The organism is Bradyrhizobium sp. USDA 4516 (assembly GCF_054055915.1).
Window position 1 is genome coordinate 3,032,478 of sequence record NZ_JBSRXT010000001.1, and the last position, 19,874, is coordinate 3,052,351.

Consider the following 19,874-nt stretch of genomic DNA (forward strand, 5'->3'; position numbering starts at 1 on the left):
CCCGTGCGATCCGATGTCTACCTCTTGCCGTACTCGGTGAAGACGTAGTCGCGATTCTGTACCACCGTGTGGCACGCATGGCCGCACTTCGCGTCGTTTTCCTGGGGCGGATTGTCCGCCGTGGTGGCGGGCCTGAACACATCTGACGCTGCGTCATACTCGAACGCGCCGTATCCCCATCCGCCACTGTCTGCGAACCTCTTGCTGTCCTTGACCATGAAGTCGACGTCATGCTGCGCACCCGGCACCGTCGGTTGACCGGGATACGCCTCCTGCTTCTTCGGGATCCAATGGATCTTCGCCATCTTGGCGCCATCCGGGAACGGCTTGCCATTGCCGGGCACGCCCTCCCGGTAAGCGCCGATCATCGCCGGATTGCCCAGGATCACGGCGATGACGCCGTCGTTCTCGCTGATCGCGATCACCGGCCAGTCCTCGTATCCCCTGAACTCGGAGAACGCGAGCCCGTTGGGCACCTGCAGGCTGTACTTGTCCTGCGCGGAAATCGCGACACCTGTCGCGAGGACGGAAATCGACACCGAAGCAACGAGATTGATCAGCGAGCTCTTCTGCATGTTCGCATCTCCTTCAATCGATTTGGCGGCGAATAATTCGTGCTGGAAATTCCTTGTCGCAGTGCTTCTCGCGGGAACTTATTACAGCACGGAAATGCACAGAGCGAAATGGAGCCGCGGCCATGGTCCGCTGCCCAAGGCTGCGCAATGAATTGCTCAAGTTGAGCGAGCTTTCGCTTGGCGATCGAAGACACGAGCACCTATTGACAACCAGCCGATGACGCCGGAAGACGGACGCGCGCAACGAACCAGGGATGACTGATGTCCCGCGATTTTCGCCTTGATCGCGTTCCCGTCGACGTTCTCGCTTACGAGCTCACCGAAGAGAGGGCGAGTGCGCTCGGCCGCATGGGCCGCGCGCTGGAACAGGCACTCGCCAGGCTGCGCGAGTTCGATGCCGCCCATCCGCGCGCTGAAACATCGACGTCAACACAACAGGCACGGCGCCTCCTGGTGCGGGAGGCCGGCCATGCGCTCTGGATGTTCGTGGTGCAGCGGGAAGCCTGCGGGCTGCGCAACAACCGCATGCTGATGCGCGACTACAACGTGCCCGGCGAGGTGCAGCTCAGCATGGGCCCGATGCTCGCCACGTCGACCTCATCGCCATAAAAAATGCGCAGGCCCCCTCGGTGACGAAGCAGGCCCGCGCATTGAATTCGCGGATGCTGAATTCAGCCGTAGATTTGCGTCAGTGGACGCTGACGGCCTGCAGCTCGTTGCTCCACGCATTTGCGACCGCGGCTTCGCGGCTGTCGGTCAGCATGATCGGCGTGCCGTCGGCGGCGTGCAGTGCGAACAGCTTGAGGCCCGGCGCGATCTTCGGCGCTTGCGGAAAGAGATCCGGCACGTCCTCGGAGCGGACCTGCTTCACGTAGGCGATATGACCTTCGCCCAGATGGGCCAGCGCTTCCGGCGTGACGCTCTCGGATTCGATGGTGGTGGTACTCAGTTCACTCATGGTCTCGACTCCTCAGTCAGATAAGCGGTCGAGTCCGCTCGTTGTTTCTATTATTCGTGCTCATTGATAGCGATTGTCTTAATGACCCGTTCAGGTTCCGGCCTGGCCAGGTCGATCGACAACAACCCGTTCTTCAGATCCGCGCCCAGCACATGCATCCCCTCCGCCAGCACGAAGGTGCGCTGGAAGTGGCGCGCGGCGATGCCGCGATGGATGTATTGCCGGGCCTTGTCGTCCTGCTGGCGGCCGCGGATGACGAGCTGATTTTCCTCAATAGTTACATCGAGTTGGTCGCGGGTGAAGCCCGCCACCGCCAGCGTGATGCGCAGCCGTTCAGGCTGCCCGTTGGTACGGTCGCACCGCTCGATGTTATACGGAGGGTAGCCGTCGGCGCCCTTCACGACGCGGTCGAGCGCACGCTCAATCTCGTCGAATCCCAGAAGGAACGGACTGGACAACGATGGAACACGAGACATTACAAAGTCCTCTCGAAGCGACTTTGAGGGGCCCTTGCGGCGCCCCATGCAACCGGCGGGCCGTCTGGCCTCCGGTCAGTGAGGGATATGGGGGCGATCTGGATAGCGTTCAAGCAGCCCCGAAACCAGCCTAAACGCCCGCAACATGGGGGTAAATTCTTCCCGATCGGTTACTCCCCGACGCGCTTGCGGCCATCGGCGGTAAAAAGATGCAGCTTGTCGCGGGGGGCGACGGCCCGGATCCGCTCGCCGATGGCGGGACCCGAGACGCCGGGAACCCGGACGATCACCTCACCGGGCGGCAGCTCGCCCGGATTGGCGGCAACGCCCTGCTCCTCGCGCTGGCGGCTGCCGTAGACGAAGGTCTCGGCGCCGACATGCTCGATCGCCTCGACGGTGAGGCCGAGCGCGACGCCGCCGGATGCGGTCTCGCTCGAGATCACGAAGTCCTCCGGCCGGATCCCGACAATGCCGGCGCCGTCGGCGCCCGTGATCTGGGACTTCAGCTCGTCCGCGCGCAGCGGCATCAGGTTCATCGGCGGGGCGCCGATGAAGGAGGCGACGAAGGTGGTCGCCGGCTTCTGGTAGATGTCCAGCGGATTGCCGACCTGCTCGACCTGGCCGCCGTTCATGACGACGAGGATGTCGGCGAGCGTCATCGCCTCGAGCTGGTCGTGGGTGACGTAGATCGATGTGGTGTTGAGCCGGCGCTGCAGCTTGCGGATCTCGACCCGCATCGCGATGCGCAACTTGGCGTCGAGGTTCGACAGCGGCTCGTCGAACAGGAACACTTTTGGCTGGCGCACGATGGCGCGGCCCATCGCGACGCGCTGGCGCTGGCCGCCGGAAAGCTGGCGCGGCTTGCGCTCCAGCATCGGCGAGAGCTCGAGGACGCGCGCGGCTTCCTCGACGCGGGTCTTGATCTCGGCCTCGGCCATGCCGCGGTTGCGCAGGCCGTAGGCCATGTTGTTGTAGACGCTCATATGCGGATAGAGCGCGTAGTTCTGGAACACCATCGCGATGTCGCGATCAGCAGGCTCGACCTGGTTCACGACGCGGCCGCCGATGTCGATCTCGCCGCCGGTGATGGTCTCGAGCCCCGCGACCATGCGGAGCAGCGTGGACTTGCCGCAGCCGGATGGGCCGACCAGCACGCAGAACTGGCCGTCGCCGACGTCGACATCGACACCCTTGATGGCCTCGAAGCCGCCGGGATAGGTCTTGCGGACGCTGCGCAGCGTGACGTTAGCCATTACTTTTCCGTCTCCACCAATCCGCGCACGAACAGTTTCTGCATCACGACGACGACGAACACCGGCGGCAGCATCGCGAGCAACGCGGTCGCCATCACGATCGGCCATTCGGTCAGCGCGTCCGTCGTCGTGATCATCTTGCGGATGCCGACCTGGATGGTCTGCATGTCGTCGCGCGTGGTGATCAACAGCGGCCAGAGGTACTGATTCCAGCCGAGGATGAAGAGGATCACGAACAGCGCGGCCATGTTGGTGCGCGACAGCGGCAGCAGCGTATCCCAGAAGAAGCGGAACGGGCCTGCGCCGTCGATCCGCGAAGCCTCCAGCAATTCATCCGGCACGGTCATGAAGAACTGGCGGAACAGCAGCGTCGCGGTGGCCGACGCAATCAGCGGCAGCGACAGGCCGGCATAGCTGTCGAGCAGATGCAGATCGGCGACGATCTTGTAGGTCGGATAGATGCGTACCTCGACCGGCAGCATCAACGTGATGAAGATGATCCAGAAGATCGCCATCCGGAACGGAAACCGGAAATACACGATCGCGTAGGCCGAGATGATCGAGATCGCGATTTTGCCGACCGCGATCAAGAGCGCCATGACCAGCGAGTTCAGCATCATGTGGAGCACCGGCTCGCGGGTCGAGCCGCTCGTGCCGACAAACAGCGTCTGGTAGTAGGTCTGGAGGAAATGGCCGCCGGGCAGCAGCGACATCTGGCCGTTGGCGATCACGGCGTTGTCCTGGGTCGAGGCGACCAGCGCGAGATAGACCGGGAAGGCGACGATCGCGATCCCGATCCACAGGATGGCGTGAGCCAGATAGCGCTGGAAGCCTTCCTCCTCGACCATCAGTAGGTCACCTTGCGTTCGACGAAGCGGAACTGGATCGCCGTCAGCATGACGACGATGACCATCAGGATGACCGACTGCGCCGCCGACGAGCCGAGATTGCCGCCTAGCAGGCCGTCCGTATAGACCTTGTAAACCAGCGTCTCGGTCGCCCTGCCGGGACCGCCGCGGGTCATGGTGTCGATGATGCCGAAAGTGTCAAAGAAGGCGTAGACGATGTTGATGACCAAGAGGAAGAAGATGGTCGGCGACAGCAGCGGGAAGATCACGGTCCAGAACCGCCGCATCGGCCGGGCGCCGTCGATCGCGGCGGCCTCGATCACGCTTTTCGGGATGCTCTGCAGCCCGGCGAGGAAGAACAGGAAATTGTAGGAGATCTGCTTCCAGGCCGCGGCGAGGATGATCAGGGCCGCCGCCTGGTCGCCGTCGAGCAGCGGATTCCAGTCGATGCCCATGGCGCGCAGATAGCGCGACAGCACGCCGAGCGAGGGGTGCAGCATGAACACCCAGAGTACGCCGACCACCGGCGGGGCCACCGCATAGGGCCAGATCAGCAGCGTGCGATACAGCGTCGAGCCGCGCAGCGGCCTGTCAGCCATGACCGCGAGCAGCAGCGCGAAGGACAGCGAGGAGACCGCGATCGCGAACGAGAACACGAAGGTCCGGACGATCGCCGCGAAATAGGCCGGGTCCTTGAACAGCTCGAGATAGTTCTCGAACCAGACGAAGCTGGTGGAGAGGCCGAAGGCGTCCTGCAGCAGGAAGGACTGGATCACCGCCTGCAGGGCCGGCCAGTAGAAAAAGATCAGGACGATCGCGAGTTGCGGGGCAACCAGCGCGTAAGGCAACAGCTTTGACTGGAAAATCGCTTGCTTTTGCATGGGCTCGGAGGAAGGGCAGGCCGCGGATGCGGCCTGCCGGTTGATCGCCCTAAAGCGCGATGAGATGAGCTTGGATCGTCATCGCGCTTTAGCTTGTCGTCTGGGCATGATCTTTTCGGAAAGCCGCTTCGCGCTTGTCCGGTTCATGCCCGAAGGCATCATGTCAGCGGACGGCGGTCTTTTCAAACTGCCGCAGCATCTGGTTGCCGCGCTCGACGGCGGCGTCCAGCGCCTGCTTGGCGGTCTTCTTGCCGGCCAGCGCCTGCTCGATCTCCTCCGACCACATGTCGCGCAGCTGCACCATGTTGCCGAGGCGCAGACCGCGGGAATTCGCGGTCGGCTCCTTGTTGGTGAGCTCGAGCAGCGGGGTCTCGAGATAGGGCTGGTCCTTGTAGAAGCCTTCTTCCTTGGCCTTGGCATAGGCGGCCTTGGTGATCGGCAGATAGCCCGAGGCCTTGTGGATCCAGACCTGGCGGTCGGTGTCCGAGAGGAAGGTCAGGAACTTGGCCACGCCCTTGTATTCCTCGGCCGACTTGCCGCCCATCACCCAGAGCGAGGCGCCGCCGATGATCGAGTTCTGCGGCGCGCCCTTGGCGTCGGGATAATACGGCATCGGCGCCGCGGTGAAGTTGAACTTGGCCTGCGCCTTGACGTTGCCGAAGAACGCCGACGAGGTCAGGTAGATCGGGCATTCGCCCGAGGTGAAGCGGCCTTCGCCGGTGTTGGTGCGGCCGGCATAGTCGTAGGTCTTGTCCTTCTGCAGCTCGACCAGGTTCTCGAGATGCTTGACCTGCAGCGGGCCGTTGAATTCGAGCACGGTGTCGAAGCCGTCGAGGCCGTTGGCCTTGCTGGCGAGCGGCACATTGTGCCAGGCCGAGAGCTGTTCGAGATTGACCCAGGTGACCCACGAGCCGGAGAAGCCGCAGGTGTTATAGCCGGCTGCCTTCAGCTTCTTGGCGTCGTCGAACACTTGCGGCCAGGTCTTGGGAATCTCCGCGATGTTGGCCTTCTTCAGCGCATCGAGATTGATCCACATCACCGTCGACGACGAGTTGAAGGGGAACGACAGCATCTCGCCCTTGGAGGTCGAGTAGTAGCCGGTGATCGCGGGCAGATAGACGCCCGGATCGAACTTCTCGCCGGCGTCGGCCATCAGCTTGTAGACCGGTTTGACGGCGCCGGTGGCGGCCATCATCGTCGCGGTGCCGACCTCGAACACCTGCATGATATGCGGCGCGTTGCCGGCGCGGAACGCGGCGATGCCGGCGTTCATGGTGTCGGCGTAGCCGCCCTTGTAGGTCGGGATCACCTTGTAGTCGGATTGCGAGGCGTTGAAGTCGTTGGCCAGCTTGACGATGACGTCGTTGTTGGCGCCGGTCATCGCGTGCCACCACTGGATCTCGGTCACCGCGAACGCGGGCGACGCGAATGCAAGCGCGGCAGCGGCTGCCGCGGCAGCGCCTAGTCGTCGAAAGAACATCAAAACCCCTCCCAATTGGAACATCATCTTTCGTTGCGCGCGTTATCAGCGCCGGATGACGTTCAAATGACCGTATAAACGAAAGTCATGGTAGGGGGGAAGCCGAAGCGAAGGGAAGCGGTAAAAAAGGCGAAGACCGCAGCCGGCTCCGTGCGGTGCAGCGCCAAACGCGACGTTGCACCGCAGTGTTGATGCGTCGGCCGGTTCGATACGGGCCGACGCTCCAGCTTTGTCCTGACGCGAACCGGTGCGCATCCCGCATCGCGTGCGGGACAGGCTCGAAAACGCCTTTAGCGCTTGCGCTGGGGACCGCAGACCACGCCCTTCTCAACCAGGCCGTTGATCTCGTCCTTCGAGTAGCCGAACTCGCCGAGCACTTCCGCGGCGTGCTGGCTGAACTTCGGCGGCGTCCGGCGCAGGTTCGGCTTGGTGCGTTCGAGGCGGATCGGCGAGGCGACGCCCTTGTACCAATCCTTCTCGATGACGTCGCCGCGATGAATGGTGTGCGGGTTGGTCAGCGCCTGGTCGATCTTCTGCACCGGGCCAGCCGGCAGGCCGGCGGCGAGCAGCCGGTTGCACAGCGGCTCGGCCTCGTGCTGGCTGAACACCGCGGCCAGCTCGACGCGGAGCGCATCGCGGTTGGCGATGCGGTCCTTGTTGCGGGCAAAGCGCGGGTCGGTGCCGAGCTCGGGCTTGCCGATCTCCTTGGCGAGCTTGCGGAAGGTTCCGTCATTGCCGACGCCGATGAAGATGTTGTCGGTCTTGGTCGGGAAGATCGCGTACGGCACGAGGTTGGGATGCTCGTTGCCGGTGAGCGACGGCGGCTTGCCGTGCATGAAGTAGTTCGCGGTGTGCGGATGCATGATCGCGAGCCCGGTCTCGTACAGCGTCGTCTCGATGAACTGGCCGAGCCCCGAGCGCTGCCGCTCCGACAGCGCCATCAGGATGCCGATCGTGGCGTAGAGCCCGGTGGTGATGTCGACCAGCGGCACGCCGATCCGCATCGGGCCGCTCTCCGGCGAGCCGGTCGCCGCGATCATGCCGGTCATCGCCTGGATGATCGCGTCATAGCCGGGATTGCCGCCGCGCGGGCCGTCGGCGCCGAAGCCGGAGATCCGGCAATGCACGAGGCGCGGAAATTTCGCGCGCAGCGCGTCGTTGCCGATGCCCCATTTGTCGAGCGTGCCGGGCTTGAAATTCTCGATCAGCACGTCGGCGGTCTCGAGCATCTTCATCAGCACCGCGCGTCCGCCCTCGGAAGCGAGGTCGAGGCCGATCGAGCGCTTGTTGCGGTTGATGCCGACGAAATAGGCCGCGTCTTCTTCGTGGAAGGGAGGACCCCAGTCTCGCACCTCGTCGCCGGCGGGCGGCTCGACCTTGATCACGTCGGCGCCGTGGTCGGCGAGAATCTGGGTGCAATACGGACCGCCGAGCACGCGCGTCAGATCGATCACGCGCAGGCCGGTCATCGCGCCCGTAGCCGCTGGGGTATTCATGGAAGCAACCTTCGCTCAGTTGGGATCAGATAACGAGGGTCCCAGAGCTAACGGTCTTCAGCCGGGGCAGCAATGCTTCCGTCGGCGCAGGCCCATGCAGCAGACGGCGCATGCGTTCGCCAAGCGAACGCGCCGCTGAAAGAGCAATGGTCCGCCACGTGTTGCGGCGGACCATTGCGTGATGTGGAATTAGACGACGCTCAGCTTGACGTCGACATTGCCGCGGGTCGCGTTGGAATAGGGGCACACCTGGTGGGCCTTCTCGACCAGCGCTTCGGCATCGCTGCGCGCAAGGCCGGGCAGCGACACCGCGAGCTCGACGGCGAGACCGAACCCGCCTTCCGAGCGCGGGCCGATGCCGACCGTCGAGGTCACCGAGGCGTCGGCGGGAACCTTGGGGCCACCCTGCGACGCCACGAACTTCATCGCGCCGATGAAGCAGGCGGCATAGCCTGCCGCGAACAGCTGCTCCGGATTGTTGCCGGCACCGCCGCCGCCGCCACCGAGCTCCTTCGGGGTCGTGAGCTTGACGTCGAGTGCGCCGTCGAGCGTCGCCGCATGGCCGTCGCGGCCGCCGGTTGCCTTGGCGCTGGTCTTGTAGAGCACGTTCACAGACATCGTGGTCTCCCTTGGTGGGTTGGGCTTGAATTCGATGACGCATGTATTGCACGCAAATAGATTGCGCACAATATAAAATATGCGGTCTCACATTTAATTGTTCGCAATTGAATCCGCGGTCCCGTGAGCCCAGAATGACCCGGAAACGAGATGGATTCGATGGGAATCATGGCCAGGAAACCGACGGCCGCGGATCAGGCGCTGCGGCTCGACAATCAGATCTGCTTTGCGGTCTATTCGACCGCGCACGCCTTCAACCGCGTCTACAAGCCGCTGCTCGACCGGCTCGGGCTGACCTATCCGCAGTATCTCGTGATGCTGGCGCTGTGGGAGCGCGACGACGTCGCGGTGAAGGACCTCGGCGAGCGCCTGTTCCTGGATTCCGGCACGCTGACGCCGCTCTTGAAGCGGCTGGAGGCGGCGGAGTTGATCAAACGGACCCGCAGCACCGCGGACGAGCGGGTGGTGCTGATCGCGCTGACGCCGCAGGGCCACGCGCTGCGCGAAAAGGCCAAGGCCGTGCCGCAGTCGATCCTCGCGGCCTCGGACTGCACCGTCGGCGAACTGATGGCGATGAAGGACGAGATCGTCGCGCTGCGCGACCGGCTGAATGCGGTGCTGGGGGAGTAGGGGCGGTCGGGGCGGTTAGAGGCGCTTCTTGGCGAAGGCGCGGCCGGATGCGGACTTCAGATATTTTCAAAAGCGACGGCCTGCTTCTCGTCGCTGAAAGCGACGTAGGTCTTGAGCCGCCACGGTCCAAATTTGGATGTATGGGGCACTTCCCCGGCATTGTGCTTAGCCAGTCTAGCCCGCAGATCGGTAATCCCGACATAGAAGTGCAGGCAATCAAGGCTCTCGAGAATGTAAACGTATTTCATCTGTTCCCCCCAACACACGGCTGACGGGGTGGATGCTAACGCATTCGGATTTCGGAGAGAGCCCGGCTCCGCCCTTCGGGCTACGCCGCGGCAGCCTTCGCTCACTTCGCTACGATGGACTGTCCGGGCTTGCCGAGCCGAAGCTCGCGAAGCGAGCGAAGGCTGGTGGAGCCAGGCGGGATCGAACCGCCGACCTCTTGCATGCCATGCAAGCGCTCTCCCAGCTGAGCTATGGCCCCTTATCCAGTTGGGATGATCCTGGGGGATCGATCCCAGCCCGCGCGGCCTGGACGACTCGCGCGGCAGCACCGTTGATCATAGATCGGCGCCGATCTCAAGTCTCTTCGTCGCCGCCGACGTCACCAATAATGTCGGTCACGTCCTCATCGCCCTCTTCCTCGTCGGCGATGAAGGTCGAATCGTCGTCGTCATCGTCGTCGATGGTCTCATCGACCTCGATATCGTCCTCGGATTCGGGAACCTGGGCCTTGACCTTCCCGGTGTTCTCCTCGGCATCAGCCTCCTCGAGCGAGACCATCTCCTCGGCCTCGGCGGGCTCCGGCATGTCGGCTGCGGTCGCAGGCGAACTGACGGTGGCGCCACGGCCCCGCGGCGGGGCGATCGGCGCGATCGGCACGACTTCGCCGGTATAGGGCGAGATCACCGGATTCTTGTTGAGGTCGTAGAACTTCTTGCCCGTGGTCGGGCAAATGCGCTTGGTTCCGAGCTCGGACTTGGCCACGTGGTAATCCCAGAATTTTCCTGAAAAACGGAGCTTCACTTGGCTAGTTGAGGAGCCGCTGTCAATAGCGGTCTGCGCGCATTTGACGGGCGCGTGACGCGGTGTTGCCTATGTGATACCTGCCGCGACGCGAGAGGACACAATCTTGGCCCATTCTGACACCCCGACCTCGCTGGAATCGCGCGCGTGCGGCCCCCTGGCCGGCACGGTCCGCGTTCCCGGCGACAAATCGATTTCCCACCGCGCCCTGATCCTGGGGGCGCTTTCGGTCGGCGAAACCCGCATTTCCGGCCTCCTGGAGGGCGAGGACGTCCTCAATACCGCCAAATCCATGCGCGCGCTCGGCGCCAAAGTGGAGCGGTCGGCGCCGTTTACCTGGTCGGTGTCCGGCGTCGGGGTCGGCGGCTTCGCCCAGCCTGCCGCGCCGCTCGATTTCGGCAACTCCGGCACCGGCTGCCGGCTGGTGATGGGCGCGGTGGCCGGTTGCCCGATCGCCGCCATTTTCGACGGCGACGCCTCGCTGCGCTCGCGGCCGATGCGCCGCATCCTCGACCCGCTGGAGCTGATGGGCGCCCGAACCAGCGACATAAGGGAGGGCGGCCGGCTGCCGCTCACCCTGCACGGCGCCCGCTATCCGGTGCCGATCGTCTACAAGACGCCGGTCGCCTCGGCCCAGATCAAGTCCGCGGTGTTGCTGGCGGGGCTCTCCGCGCCCGGCATCACGACGGTGATCGAGCAGGAGGCAAGCCGCGACCACACCGAGCTGATGCTGAAGCATTTCGGCGCCGAGATATCCTCCGAGCAGGAAGGCAGCCACGGCAGGCGAATCTCGCTGCACGGCGAGCCCGAGCTGCACGGCGCCAACGTCGTGGTGCCCGCCGATCCGTCCTCCGCGTCATTCCCGATCGTGGCCGCACTGATCGTCGAAGGGTCCGATGTCGTGTTCTCAGACGTGATGACCAATCCGCTGCGCACCGGCCTGTTCACCACGCTGCGCGAGATGGGCGCCTCGATCGAGGAGAGCGATGTGCGCGGCGATGCCGGCGAGCCGATGGCGCAGCTGCGTGTGCGCGCCTCGAAGCTGAAGGGTGTCGAAGTGCCGCCGGAGCGCGCGCCGTCGATGATCGACGAGTATCTGGTGCTGGCGGTCGCGGCCGCCTTCGCCGAGGGCACCACGATCATGCGCGGCCTGCAGGAGCTGCGCGTCAAGGAATCCGACCGCCTTGAAGCCACCGCCGACATGCTGCGGGTCAACGGCGTCAAGGTCGAGGTCTCCGGCGACGATCTGATCGTCGAGGGCCGCGGCCATGTTCCAGGCGGCGGCCTCGTTGCCACCCATATGGATCATCGCATCGCGATGTCGGCGCTGGTGATGGGCTGCGCCTCCGATCGGCCGGTGAAAATCGACGATACCGCCTTCATCGCCACCAGTTTTCCGGATTTCATCCCGATGATGCGCGCGCTCGGAGCTGATTTCGCATGATCATCGCCATCGACGGACCCGCCGCCTCGGGCAAGGGCACGCTTGGCAAGCGGCTCGCCCACCACTACGGCTATCGTCATCTCGACACCGGCGTGATCTACCGTGCGGTGGCCTATGCGATGATTCAAGCTGGTGCCGAGCTCAGCAACGAGGTGCTGGCCGTGGCCGCGGCGCTCGAGCTCGACCCCGAAAAGTTCGGCAATCCGATCCTGAAGACCCAGAAGGTCGGCGATGCCGCCTCCGTGGTGTCGGCGATTCCGCAGGTTCGTGAGGTGCTGGTGAACTTCCAGCGCCAGTTTGCCGCCGATCCGCCCGGTGCGGTGCTGGATGGACGCGACATCGGCACTGTGATCTGCCCGGATGCCGACGTGAAGATCTTCGTGGTCGCCGACCCCCGCGTGCGGGCACGGCGGCGCACGCTGGAGGCGCGCGCCCGCGGCGAGGACGCCGACGAAGAGGCGGTGCTCGCCGACATCCTCAAGCGCGACGAGCGAGACAAGAACCGGGCGATTGCGCCTCTGCGGCCGGCTCCGGACGCCCACACGCTGGACAATTCAAATCTGGACATTGAGGCCGGCGTCCGCGCCGCCATCGCCATCGTCGAGGCCGCGCGCGCCAGGCGCTAGAATCGCGGGCCGTCGCGTCGCTCTCGGCCCGAAAACCCAGCAAAATGGGGCATTTCCTGCTTGCCGAAAGTCGCATGCAGGGCTATATCAGCGCCGTTCGGAGCAGCATCGACGATGTCGAGGCCGTGTCTGAGCGGGCCGGCGATGGGTTTGAACCAATCTCAAACGAAACCAACGCCGCATCTGGAGGAACGCCCGCTCCCAGGTCTTGCCGTCGATATTTTCGTTTCAGGCTCCGGATCAATCATACGTACCGAACGTGCAGTCTTGCTGCCGGCCCGCTGTTGCACCTCCTGCAATGAGCGGTCGTCAGGGTTTGCGGAACCCCGACACTTCACGCACGGTGCGCCCATCAACCCGAACGGCCGGCGAGATCCCGCATCTGGAGAACAAATGGTTTCGAATTCTGCGTCTTCCTATACTCCCACCCGCGATGACTTCGCGGCGATGCTTGATGAGTCCTTTGCCGGCGGCAATTTGCAGGAAAGCTCGGTCATCAAGGGCAAGGTGGTTGCAATTGAGAAGGACATGGCCGTCATCGACGTCGGCCTGAAGACCGAAGGTCGCGTTGCGCTGCGCGAATTCGCCGGCCCCGGCCGTGAAAGCGATCTCAAGGTCGGTGACGAAGTCGAGGTGTTCCTCGACCGTATCGAGAATGCGCTCGGCGAAGCCGTGCTGTCGCGCGACAAGGCGCGCCGCGAGGAAAGCTGGGGCAAGCTCGAGAAGGCGTTCCAGAACAACGAAAAGGTCAACGGCGTCATCTTCAACCAGGTCAAGGGCGGCTTCACGGTCGACCTCGACGGTGCGGTGGCCTTCCTGCCGCGCTCGCAGGTCGACATTCGTCCGATCCGCGACGTTGCGCCGCTGATGAACAATTCGCAGCCGTTCCAGATCCTCAAGATGGACCGCCGCCGCGGCAACATCGTGGTGTCGCGCCGCACGGTTCTCGAAGAGACCCGCGCCGAGCAGCGCCAGGAGCTGGTGCAGAACCTCGAAGAGGGTCAGGTGATCGACGGCGTGGTCAAGAACATCACCGATTACGGTGCGTTCGTTGATCTCGGCGGCATCGACGGCCTGCTGCACGTGACCGATATCGCCTGGCGCCGCGTCAACCACCCGACCGAGGTGCTGACCATCGGCCAGACCGTGAAGGTCAAGATCATCAAGATCAACCACGAGACGCACCGCATCTCGCTCGGCATGAAGCAGCTCTTGGATGATCCGTGGCAGGGCATCGAAGGCAAGTACCCGCTGGGTGCCCGCTTCACCGGCCGCGTCACCAACATCACCGACTACGGCGCGTTCGTCGAGCTCGAGCCGGGCATCGAAGGCCTGATCCACGTCTCCGAGATGTCGTGGACCAAGAAGAACATGCACCCCGGCAAGATCGTTTCGACCTCGCAGGAAGTCGAAGTGCAGGTGCTGGAAGTGGATTCGGTCAAGCGCCGCATCTCGCTCGGTCTCAAGCAGACCATGCGCAATCCCTGGGAAGTCTTCGTCGAGAAGTTCCCGGTCGGTTCGGTGGTCGAGGGTGAGGTCAAGAACAAGACCGAGTTCGGTCTGTTCCTCGGTCTCGAGGGCGATGTCGACGGCATGGTCCACCTCTCCGACCTCGACTGGAAGCTTCCGGGCGAGCAGGTCATCGACAACTTCAAGAAGGGCGACATGGTCAAGGCCGTGGTGCTCGATGTCGATGTCGAGAAGGAGCGCATCTCGCTCGGCGTCAAGCAGCTCGAAGGCGACCCCTTCGCCGAGCCGGGCGACGTCAAGAAGGGCGCGGTCGTGACCTGCGAAGTGCTCGAAGTGAAGGAGAGCGGCATCGAGGTCCGGATTTCGGGCACCGAGTTCACCACGTTCATCAAGCGGTCCGAGCTGGCCCGCGACCGCAACGACCAGCGCGCCGAGCGCTTCGCCGTCGGCGAGAAGGTCGATGCCCGCGTCATCCAGTTCGACAAGAAGGCCCGCAAGGTGCAGGTCTCGATCAAGGCGCTGGAAGTCGCCGAAGAGAAGGAAGCCATCGCGCAGTACGGCTCCTCCGATTCGGGTGCGACGCTTGGCGATATCCTCGGCACCGCGCTGAAGAACCGCGGCACCGACAAGTAAGCGTTCGCGCGATTTGAGGCGAACAATCGGGGCCCCGGCGCAAGCCGGGGCCCTTTGCTTTGGGGCATCCGTAGCCCGGATGAAGCGAAGCGAAATCCGGGACTTTCTATCCGTGCTGCTGAAGCCTCCCGGATTACGCTTCGCTTCATCCGGGCTACGGATTTGTCTTCCCCTTCCCCCTGAAAGGGGGAAGGACGGGATGGGGGTCAGCCACAGGCGATGCTGCTCATGGAGAGAGCTGATCCCCACCCGCTTTGCTCTGGCGAGCAAAGCGACCTCCCCTTTTCAAGGGGAGGTTAGGGCGCGGCTGGGATGAAGCGCACGTGCACCCGGGCTACGAGTGTCTCCGAATACCGGGCCTTGTTTTCTTCATATTGCGTCGCAATTGATGTATTTGGCTAAGCTGATAGTGACGCTGCGACTGCAAAACGCGCGGATTGCGCGCTGACCATTTCTGGAGAGATCGGATGTCGCTGGATTCGGACGTGATCGTCGATCGTCGCCGCATCAGGCGCAAACTGACGTTTTGGCGCGTCGCCGCCGCGGTCATTGCGATCGCGGCCATCGTCGGCGTGGGCGTGATCGCCGCCGGCGGGCGCGGCACCTTTTCGACATCGAACACGATCGCGCGGGTCAATATCGACGGACTGATCCGCAGCGACCAGGATCGCGTCGAGGCGCTGGAGCGGCTCGGCAAGTCGAGCTATGCGGCTGTTGTCGTGCACATCAATTCGCCCGGCGGCACCACCGCGGGCTCCGAGCAGCTTTACGACTCGCTGATGCAGCTGAAGGCGAAGAAGCCGCTTGTCGTCGTGGTCGAGGGATTGGCCGCCTCGGGCGGCTACATCACGGCGATCGCCTCCGATCATATCGTCGCCCAGCAGACCTCGCTGGTCGGCTCGATCGGCGTTCTGTTCCAATATCCGAACGTTTCGGAATTGCTCAAGACTGTCGGCGTGAAGATGGAGGAGATCAAATCTTCCCCGCTGAAGGCCGCGCCGAACGGCTTCGAGCCGACCAGCCCGGAGGCCCGTGCCGCGATCGACGGTCTCGTCAAGGACTCCTATGCATGGTTCCGTGGATTGGTGAAGCAACGGCGCGGCATGGACGATGACCTGCTGGAGAAGGTCGCGGACGGTCGCGTCTTCACCGGCCGGCAGGCGGTCGATCTCAAGCTGGTCGATCAGCTGGGGGACGAGAAGACCGCGATCGCCTGGCTGGTTGCCGAGAAGAAGGTCAAAAGCGACCTGCCGGTGCGCAATTACAAGCTTAATCCGCGGTTCGGCGATCTGACCTTCCTGCGCACGGCGGCGTCCGTGACGCTCGATGCGTTCGGTCTTGGTGCGATCGCGCGGCGGATTGAGCAGGGCGGCGTGGCCGAGGCGGTCGACCGGTTCGGGCTTGACGGCATGCTGGCGCTGTGGAGCCCGGCTGGAACCAACTGATCGGCTGCCAAAGGCGTGCTCGTCAGGCTATTCCCGCTTTGCGGGAATCGCCGCATGCCCCAATTGGGCTATTTGTCACGTGATTTCACGACGTCCTAAATCGATTTAGCGTCTTGACAGTGCACGGCATTTTCACGGAAATGGGTTTCCGCAAGAGCCCGGATCCCACTTTCGATGATCAAATCCGAACTTGTTCAGCGTATCGCCGAGCACAACCCGCACCTCTATCAGCGGGATGTCGAGAACATTGTGAATGCGATTCTCGATGAAATCGTCGCAGCGCTGGCACGTGGCGACCGTGTCGAGTTGCGCGGTTTTGGCGCATTCTCGGTGAAGCACCGCCCGGCGCGCGCCGGCCGCAATCCACGCACCGGCGAGCATGTGCCGGTCGACCAGAAGAGCGTGCCGTTCTTCAAGACCGGCAAGGAAATGCGCGAGCGCCTCAACCGCGACGTGACCGAGGCGGGCGCCGCCAAGGTCGATGCGCCCAAGGCTGATGCTTAAGGCCGACGCCTAAGGCGCGACGTCAGGCGTTGCCGTGTTGCGGGCGATATGCCCGCATTTGCTCCATCGCTGCGAGAGATGGTCATGCGAAAGTTCTTCACGGCAGTGGTCGTCGTTCCGCTCGGTCTGATCTTCATCATTTTTGCAGTCGCTAACCGTCACTGGGTGACGGTGTCGTTTGATCCCTTCAATTCGGTGACCCCGACGGTTGCGGTCACGCTACCGTTGTTCGTCGTCATCATCGCCTCCGCGATCCTGGGCGTGATCGCGGGCGGCATCGGAACCTGGTTCAAGCAAGGGCGCTGGCGCCGCGCGGCCCGGCAGCACGAGGCTGACGCCCGCCATGTCCGCGCCGAGCTCGCCGACCTCAAGGCCGCCGCCTCCCGGGACGACGCGCAGCGCCGTCCGGCCCCGGCGCAACTCGGCTTTTACGGGGCCGCCGGGCGAGACAAGCAGGGCGCGACGTTGTAGAACCCGCCCCACCGGACCAGGGTTCACCCCGGTTCCGGTCGCCCGACAACCCGTTTTGAGACCCGTTTCGAGACCATGCCCCTGCTCGTCAAAATCTGCGGCCTGTCCACGCGCGAGACGCTCGACGTCGCGCTTGAAGGCGGTGCCGATATGGTGGGGTTCGTATTCTTTCCGCCGTCGCCGCGTCACATCAGCCTCGAGACCGCGCGCGAGCTTGGCAGCCGCGCCAAGGGCCGCGCCGTCAAGGTCGCCCTCACCGTCGATGCCGACGATGCGATCCTGGAAAACATCGTCGAGACGCTGCGGCCGGATATCCTGCAATTGCATGGCAAGGAGACCACGGCGCGGCTGCGCGACATCAAGGCGAAGTTCGGCCTGCCGCTGATGAAGGCGCTGCCGGTCGAGACGTCGGCCGACCTTGCGCCGCTGCCGGGTTATGCCGGTGTCGCCGATCGCATCCTGTTCGATGCCCGCGCGCCGAAGGATGCCACGCGGCCGGGTGGCCTCGGCGCGCCCTTCGATTGGCACGTGCTGGAAAATCTCGATCTTGCGCTGCCCTACATGGTCTCCGGCGGGCTCAACGCCGACAACGTCACTGAAGCCGTCCGCGTCACGCGCGCCGGCGGCGTCGATGTCTCGTCGGGCGTCGAGCGCACGCCCGGTGTCAAGGATCCCGAATTGATCCGCGCCTTCATCCGCGCCGCGCGCGCAATCCAGCCTTCTTCACCTCTCCCCGTTCACGGGGAGAGGTCGACCGCGCAACGCGCGGGCGGGTGAGGGGCGCTGCAACGATGATCGAGCAATTGGAGAAACCCCTCACCCCAGCCCTCTCCCCGCAAGAGCGGGGCGAGGGAGCGGAAACAGCGCCGCAAGCCGGCAAGAAGAACTGATGGTTCGATGAATCCAAATCTGCCCAATTCCTTCCGCAGCGGTCCCGACGAGCGCGGGCATTTCGGCATTTTCGGCGGACGCTTCGTTGCGGAAACGCTGATGCCGCTGATCCTCGATCTCGAAAAAGCCTATGCCGACGCCAAGGCCGATCCGGCGTTCCAGGCCGAGATGAATGTCTATCTGAAGGATTATGTCGGCCGGCCCTCGCCGCTCTATTTCGCCGAGCGGCTCACCGAGCATCTCGGCGGCGCCAAGATCTATCTGAAGCGCGAGGAGCTCAACCACACCGGTTCGCACAAGGTCAACAATGTGCTCGGCCAGATCATGGTCGCGCGCCGCATGGGCAAGAAGCGCATCATCGCCGAGACCGGCGCCGGCCAGCATGGCGTGGCGACGGCGACGCTGTGCGCGCGGTTCGGGCTCGAATGCGTGGTCTATATGGGCGCGGTCGACGTTGAGCGGCAGCAGCCGAACGTGATCCGCATGGAGATGCTGGGCGCCAAGGTCGTCCCGGTGCAGTCGGGCGCGCGCACGCTGAAGGACGCGATGAACGACGCGCTGCGCGATTGGGTCACCAACGTGCACAACACCTTCTATTGCATCGGTACGGTGGCGGGTCCGCACCCCTATCCGATGATGGTGCGCGACTTCCAGTCGATCATCGGCCACGAGACACGCAAGCAGATGCAGGAGGCCGAGGGCCGCCTGCCGGATTCGCTGATCGCCTGCATCGGCGGCGGCTCCAATGCGATGGGCCTGTTCCATCCGTTCCTCGACGATCCCTTGATCGAGATTTTCGGCGTCGAGGCTGCCGGTCACGGACTGACGCAGCTGCATGCCGCTTCGCTGGCCGGCGGCCGTCCCGGCGTGCTGCATGGCAACCGCACCTATCTCTTGATGGACGCCGACGGCCAGATCGAGGAAGCGCATTCGATCTCGGCCGGCCTCGATTATCCCGGCATCGGCCCGGAGCACGCCTGGCTGCACGAGACCGGCCGCGTGAAATATCTCTCGGCGACCGACGAGGAGGCGCTGGCCGCATTCCAGCTGCTGTCGCGGCTCGAGGGCATCATCCCCGCGCTGGAATCGGCGCACGCCATCGCGAAACTGTCCGAGCTCGCACCGCAGCGACCGAAGGATCACCTGATGGTGGTCAACCTCTCGGGCCGCGGCGACAAGGACGTGCCGCAGGTCGGCGACATCTTGAAGGCGAGGAAGAAGTGACCACTCGTATCGACGCACGTTTCTCCGAGCTGAAGCAGCAGGGCCGCTCCGCTTTCGTCACCTTCGTGATGGCCGGCGATCCCGACGCCAAGACCTCGCTCGACATCCTCAAGGCGCTGCCGAAGGCCGGCGCCGATGTCATCGAGATCGGCATGCCCTTCACCGACCCGATGGCGGATGGCCCGTCGATCCAGGCCGCCGGTCTGCGCGCGCTCAAGGGCGGCATGACGCTGCGCAAGACGCTGGCGATGGTCCGCGACTTCCGCAAGGAGGACAATGCCACGCCGATCGTGCTGATGGGCTACTATAATCCGATCTACATCTACGGCGTCGACAGCTTCCTGGCCGACGCCAAGACCGCCGGCGTCGACGGCCTGATCATCGTCGACCTGCCGCCGGAGGAAGATACCGAGCTCTGCATCCCCGCGATGAAGGCCGGGCTGAACTTCATCCGGCTGGCGACGCCGACCACCGACGACAAGCGGCTGCCGGCGGTGCTCGCCAACACCTCGGGCTTTGTCTATTACGTCTCGATCACCGGCATCACCGGCGCCGCGACGGCCGATTCGAAGGTGGTCGCGGAAGCCGTGGCCCGCATCAAGCGGCACACCAAGCTGCCGGTCTGCGTCGGCTTCGGCATCCGCACCCCGGAGACGGCGCGCGCGATCGCCGAGAACGCCAACGGCGCGGTGGTCGGCACTGCGATCGTCGATGTGGTGCGTGCCAATCTCGATGCCGAGGGCCGTGCGACGCCGAAGACCGTGAGCGCGGTGGCGGACCTGGTGTCGGCGCTGGCGCAGGGGGTCCGGGGCGCCAAGCAGGCCGCTGAATAAGCCACATTTTGCGGCAACAAGGCCGCCGATGGCGGCTTGCCGGGCTCGCCCGGCCCGCCATATATCCAGCTGGTGCGGAACCGATCCGC

22 protein-coding genes and 1 tRNA gene are annotated in these 19,874 nt (G+C 64.2%); 11 read left to right on the top strand and 12 right to left on the bottom strand.

What is annotated here, in order from left to right:
- Positions 1–17: 17 nt before the first annotated feature.
- A complete protein-coding gene (locus tag ACVI1L_RS13975) occupies positions 18–575 on the bottom strand; it encodes a cytochrome P460 family protein (RefSeq protein WP_456783129.1) in 558 nt (185 codons plus the stop codon).
- A 261-nt stretch (positions 576–836) separates the two neighbouring features.
- On the opposite strand from ACVI1L_RS13975, the gene ACVI1L_RS13980 reads away from it, so the two are divergent.
- On the top strand, positions 837–1,184 hold the full coding sequence (locus ACVI1L_RS13980; protein ID WP_456783130.1) for a DUF6665 family protein: 348 nt from the start codon (positions 837–839) through the stop codon (positions 1,182–1,184).
- Between the two features lie 79 nt (positions 1,185–1,263).
- Here ACVI1L_RS13980 and ACVI1L_RS13985 read toward each other — a convergent pair whose 3' ends face one another.
- The 8 genes from ACVI1L_RS13985 to ACVI1L_RS14020 form a co-directional block, all read right to left on the bottom strand.
- Entirely contained in the window at positions 1,264–1,533 is a 270-nt protein-coding gene (locus ACVI1L_RS13985; protein WP_016843536.1) for a BQ00720 family protein, read from the bottom strand.
- A gap of 50 nt (positions 1,534–1,583) precedes the next feature.
- Entirely contained in the window at positions 1,584–2,009 is a 426-nt protein-coding gene (locus tag ACVI1L_RS13990) for an Hsp20 family protein (RefSeq protein WP_057020402.1), read from the bottom strand.
- A gap of 170 nt (positions 2,010–2,179) precedes the next feature.
- Entirely contained in the window at positions 2,180–3,262 is a 1,083-nt protein-coding gene (locus ACVI1L_RS13995) for a sn-glycerol-3-phosphate import ATP-binding protein UgpC (protein ID WP_018269287.1), read from the bottom strand.
- The gene (ugpE, locus tag ACVI1L_RS14000; RefSeq protein ID WP_057020404.1) at positions 3,262–4,110 is read right to left on the bottom strand and encodes a sn-glycerol-3-phosphate ABC transporter permease UgpE; all 849 of its coding nucleotides are present in this window, start codon (positions 4,108–4,110) and stop codon (positions 3,262–3,264) included. The genes ACVI1L_RS13995 and ugpE overlap by 1 nt, the downstream gene beginning before the upstream one ends.
- Positions 4,110–4,991, bottom strand: a complete 882-nt coding sequence (gene ugpA / locus ACVI1L_RS14005) for a sn-glycerol-3-phosphate ABC transporter permease UgpA (RefSeq protein ID WP_456783131.1) — start codon at positions 4,989–4,991, stop codon at positions 4,110–4,112. The genes ugpE and ugpA overlap by 1 nt, the downstream gene beginning before the upstream one ends.
- 163 nt (positions 4,992–5,154) lie before the next feature.
- Positions 5,155–6,471 carry a sn-glycerol-3-phosphate ABC transporter substrate-binding protein UgpB gene (gene ugpB, locus ACVI1L_RS14010; protein ID WP_028337533.1) on the bottom strand — a complete coding sequence of 439 codons (1,317 nt, stop codon included), beginning with the start codon at positions 6,469–6,471 and terminating at the stop codon, positions 5,155–5,157.
- A gap of 290 nt (positions 6,472–6,761) precedes the next feature.
- Positions 6,762–7,967: a CaiB/BaiF CoA transferase family protein gene (locus tag ACVI1L_RS14015; RefSeq protein ID WP_168856207.1), complete on the bottom strand. Its 1,206-nt coding sequence runs from the start codon at positions 7,965–7,967 to the stop codon at positions 6,762–6,764.
- A 189-nt stretch (positions 7,968–8,156) separates the two neighbouring features.
- The gene (locus tag ACVI1L_RS14020) at positions 8,157–8,585 is read right to left on the bottom strand and encodes an organic hydroperoxide resistance protein (protein ID WP_168856208.1); all 429 of its coding nucleotides are present in this window, start codon (positions 8,583–8,585) and stop codon (positions 8,157–8,159) included.
- Positions 8,586–8,753: 168 nt separating this feature from the next.
- Between ACVI1L_RS14020 and ACVI1L_RS14025 the strand changes: the two genes are divergently transcribed.
- Entirely contained in the window at positions 8,754–9,215 is a 462-nt protein-coding gene (locus tag ACVI1L_RS14025) for a MarR family winged helix-turn-helix transcriptional regulator (RefSeq protein WP_057020441.1), read from the top strand.
- A gap of 56 nt (positions 9,216–9,271) precedes the next feature.
- On the opposite strand, the gene ACVI1L_RS14030 is transcribed toward ACVI1L_RS14025, so the two are convergent.
- From ACVI1L_RS14030 to ACVI1L_RS14040, 3 genes are all read right to left on the bottom strand, one after another.
- Positions 9,272–9,463, bottom strand: a complete 192-nt coding sequence (locus ACVI1L_RS14030) for a GIY-YIG nuclease family protein (RefSeq protein ID WP_253625207.1) — start codon at positions 9,461–9,463, stop codon at positions 9,272–9,274.
- 163 nt (positions 9,464–9,626) lie between these two features.
- A tRNA-Ala gene (locus ACVI1L_RS14035) sits at positions 9,627–9,702 on the bottom strand.
- A 95-nt stretch (positions 9,703–9,797) separates the two neighbouring features.
- Positions 9,798–10,205, bottom strand: coding sequence for a TIGR02300 family protein (locus tag ACVI1L_RS14040; protein ID WP_057020408.1), 408 nt, complete (start codon positions 10,203–10,205; stop codon positions 9,798–9,800).
- Positions 10,206–10,350: 145 nt separating this feature from the next.
- On the opposite strand from ACVI1L_RS14040, the gene aroA reads away from it, so the two are divergent.
- The 9 genes from aroA to trpA all read left to right on the top strand — a co-directional run bounded on the left by aroA (position 10,351) and on the right by trpA (position 19,785).
- Positions 10,351–11,688, top strand: coding sequence for a 3-phosphoshikimate 1-carboxyvinyltransferase (aroA, locus tag ACVI1L_RS14045; RefSeq protein WP_456783132.1), 1,338 nt, complete (start codon positions 10,351–10,353; stop codon positions 11,686–11,688).
- Positions 11,685–12,314: a (d)CMP kinase gene (cmk, locus tag ACVI1L_RS14050; protein ID WP_057020410.1), complete on the top strand. Its 630-nt coding sequence runs from the start codon at positions 11,685–11,687 to the stop codon at positions 12,312–12,314. Before aroA ends, cmk begins: the two co-directional genes overlap by 4 nt.
- Positions 12,315–12,707: 393 nt before the next feature.
- Complete coding sequence (gene rpsA / locus ACVI1L_RS14055) at positions 12,708–14,417, top strand: 30S ribosomal protein S1 (protein WP_028337539.1); 1,710 nt, start codon at positions 12,708–12,710, stop codon at positions 14,415–14,417.
- A gap of 467 nt (positions 14,418–14,884) precedes the next feature.
- The gene (gene sppA / locus ACVI1L_RS14060; RefSeq protein ID WP_168856666.1) at positions 14,885–15,862 is read left to right on the top strand and encodes a signal peptide peptidase SppA; all 978 of its coding nucleotides are present in this window, start codon (positions 14,885–14,887) and stop codon (positions 15,860–15,862) included.
- Between the two features lie 174 nt (positions 15,863–16,036).
- Positions 16,037–16,366 carry an integration host factor subunit beta gene (locus tag ACVI1L_RS14065; RefSeq protein ID WP_016847379.1) on the top strand — a complete coding sequence of 110 codons (330 nt, stop codon included), beginning with the start codon at positions 16,037–16,039 and terminating at the stop codon, positions 16,364–16,366.
- Between the two features lie 84 nt (positions 16,367–16,450).
- Positions 16,451–16,837, top strand: coding sequence for a LapA family protein (locus ACVI1L_RS14070; protein ID WP_253588354.1), 387 nt, complete (start codon positions 16,451–16,453; stop codon positions 16,835–16,837).
- Positions 16,838–16,912: 75 nt separating this feature from the next.
- A complete protein-coding gene (locus tag ACVI1L_RS14075; protein ID WP_229193010.1) occupies positions 16,913–17,614 on the top strand; it encodes a phosphoribosylanthranilate isomerase in 702 nt (233 codons plus the stop codon).
- Positions 17,615–17,734: 120 nt separating this feature from the next.
- Positions 17,735–18,952 (top strand): tryptophan synthase subunit beta, encoded by a 1,218-nt coding sequence (gene trpB, locus ACVI1L_RS14080; RefSeq protein ID WP_057020413.1) that lies wholly within the window; start codon positions 17,735–17,737, stop codon positions 18,950–18,952.
- A complete protein-coding gene (gene trpA / locus ACVI1L_RS14085; protein WP_168856664.1) occupies positions 18,949–19,785 on the top strand; it encodes a tryptophan synthase subunit alpha in 837 nt (278 codons plus the stop codon). The genes trpB and trpA overlap by 4 nt, the downstream gene beginning before the upstream one ends.
- Positions 19,786–19,874 lie beyond the last annotated feature (89 nt).

What these genes read in the sequence shown, in the direction of transcription:
- ACVI1L_RS13995 (WP_018269287.1), bottom strand. Translation starts at nt 3,262, where the DNA reads ATGGCTAACGTCACGCTGCGCAGCGTCCGCAAGACCTATCCCGGCGGC.
- ACVI1L_RS13980 (WP_456783130.1), top strand. Translation starts at nt 837, where the DNA reads ATGTCCCGCGATTTTCGCCTTGATCGCGTTCCCGTCGACGTTCTCGCT.
- ACVI1L_RS14070 (WP_253588354.1), top strand. Translation starts at nt 16,451, where the DNA reads ATGCGAAAGTTCTTCACGGCAGTGGTCGTCGTTCCGCTCGGTCTGATC.
- cmk (WP_057020410.1), top strand. Translation starts at nt 11,685, where the DNA reads ATGATCATCGCCATCGACGGACCCGCCGCCTCGGGCAAGGGCACGCTT.
- sppA (WP_168856666.1), top strand. Translation starts at nt 14,885, where the DNA reads ATGTCGCTGGATTCGGACGTGATCGTCGATCGTCGCCGCATCAGGCGC.
- ACVI1L_RS13975 (WP_456783129.1), bottom strand. Translation starts at nt 575, where the DNA reads ATGCAGAAGAGCTCGCTGATCAATCTCGTTGCTTCGGTGTCGATTTCC.
- ACVI1L_RS14015 (WP_168856207.1), bottom strand. Translation starts at nt 7,967, where the DNA reads ATGAATACCCCAGCGGCTACGGGCGCGATGACCGGCCTGCGCGTGATC.
- ACVI1L_RS13990 (WP_057020402.1), bottom strand. Translation starts at nt 2,009, where the DNA reads ATGTCTCGTGTTCCATCGTTGTCCAGTCCGTTCCTTCTGGGATTCGAC.
- ACVI1L_RS14075 (WP_229193010.1), top strand. Translation starts at nt 16,913, where the DNA reads ATGCCCCTGCTCGTCAAAATCTGCGGCCTGTCCACGCGCGAGACGCTC.
- rpsA (WP_028337539.1), top strand. Translation starts at nt 12,708, where the DNA reads ATGGTTTCGAATTCTGCGTCTTCCTATACTCCCACCCGCGATGACTTC.
- ACVI1L_RS13985 (WP_016843536.1), bottom strand. Translation starts at nt 1,533, where the DNA reads ATGAGTGAACTGAGTACCACCACCATCGAATCCGAGAGCGTCACGCCG.
- ACVI1L_RS14065 (WP_016847379.1), top strand. Translation starts at nt 16,037, where the DNA reads ATGATCAAATCCGAACTTGTTCAGCGTATCGCCGAGCACAACCCGCAC.
- ACVI1L_RS14020 (WP_168856208.1), bottom strand. Translation starts at nt 8,585, where the DNA reads ATGTCTGTGAACGTGCTCTACAAGACCAGCGCCAAGGCAACCGGCGGC.
- ACVI1L_RS14030 (WP_253625207.1), bottom strand. Translation starts at nt 9,463, where the DNA reads ATGAAATACGTTTACATTCTCGAGAGCCTTGATTGCCTGCACTTCTAT.
- ugpA (WP_456783131.1), bottom strand. Translation starts at nt 4,991, where the DNA reads ATGCAAAAGCAAGCGATTTTCCAGTCAAAGCTGTTGCCTTACGCGCTG.
- ACVI1L_RS14025 (WP_057020441.1), top strand. Translation starts at nt 8,754, where the DNA reads ATGGCCAGGAAACCGACGGCCGCGGATCAGGCGCTGCGGCTCGACAAT.
- trpB (WP_057020413.1), top strand. Translation starts at nt 17,735, where the DNA reads ATGAATCCAAATCTGCCCAATTCCTTCCGCAGCGGTCCCGACGAGCGC.
- ugpB (WP_028337533.1), bottom strand. Translation starts at nt 6,471, where the DNA reads ATGTTCTTTCGACGACTAGGCGCTGCCGCGGCAGCCGCTGCCGCGCTT.
- ugpE (WP_057020404.1), bottom strand. Translation starts at nt 4,110, where the DNA reads ATGGTCGAGGAGGAAGGCTTCCAGCGCTATCTGGCTCACGCCATCCTG.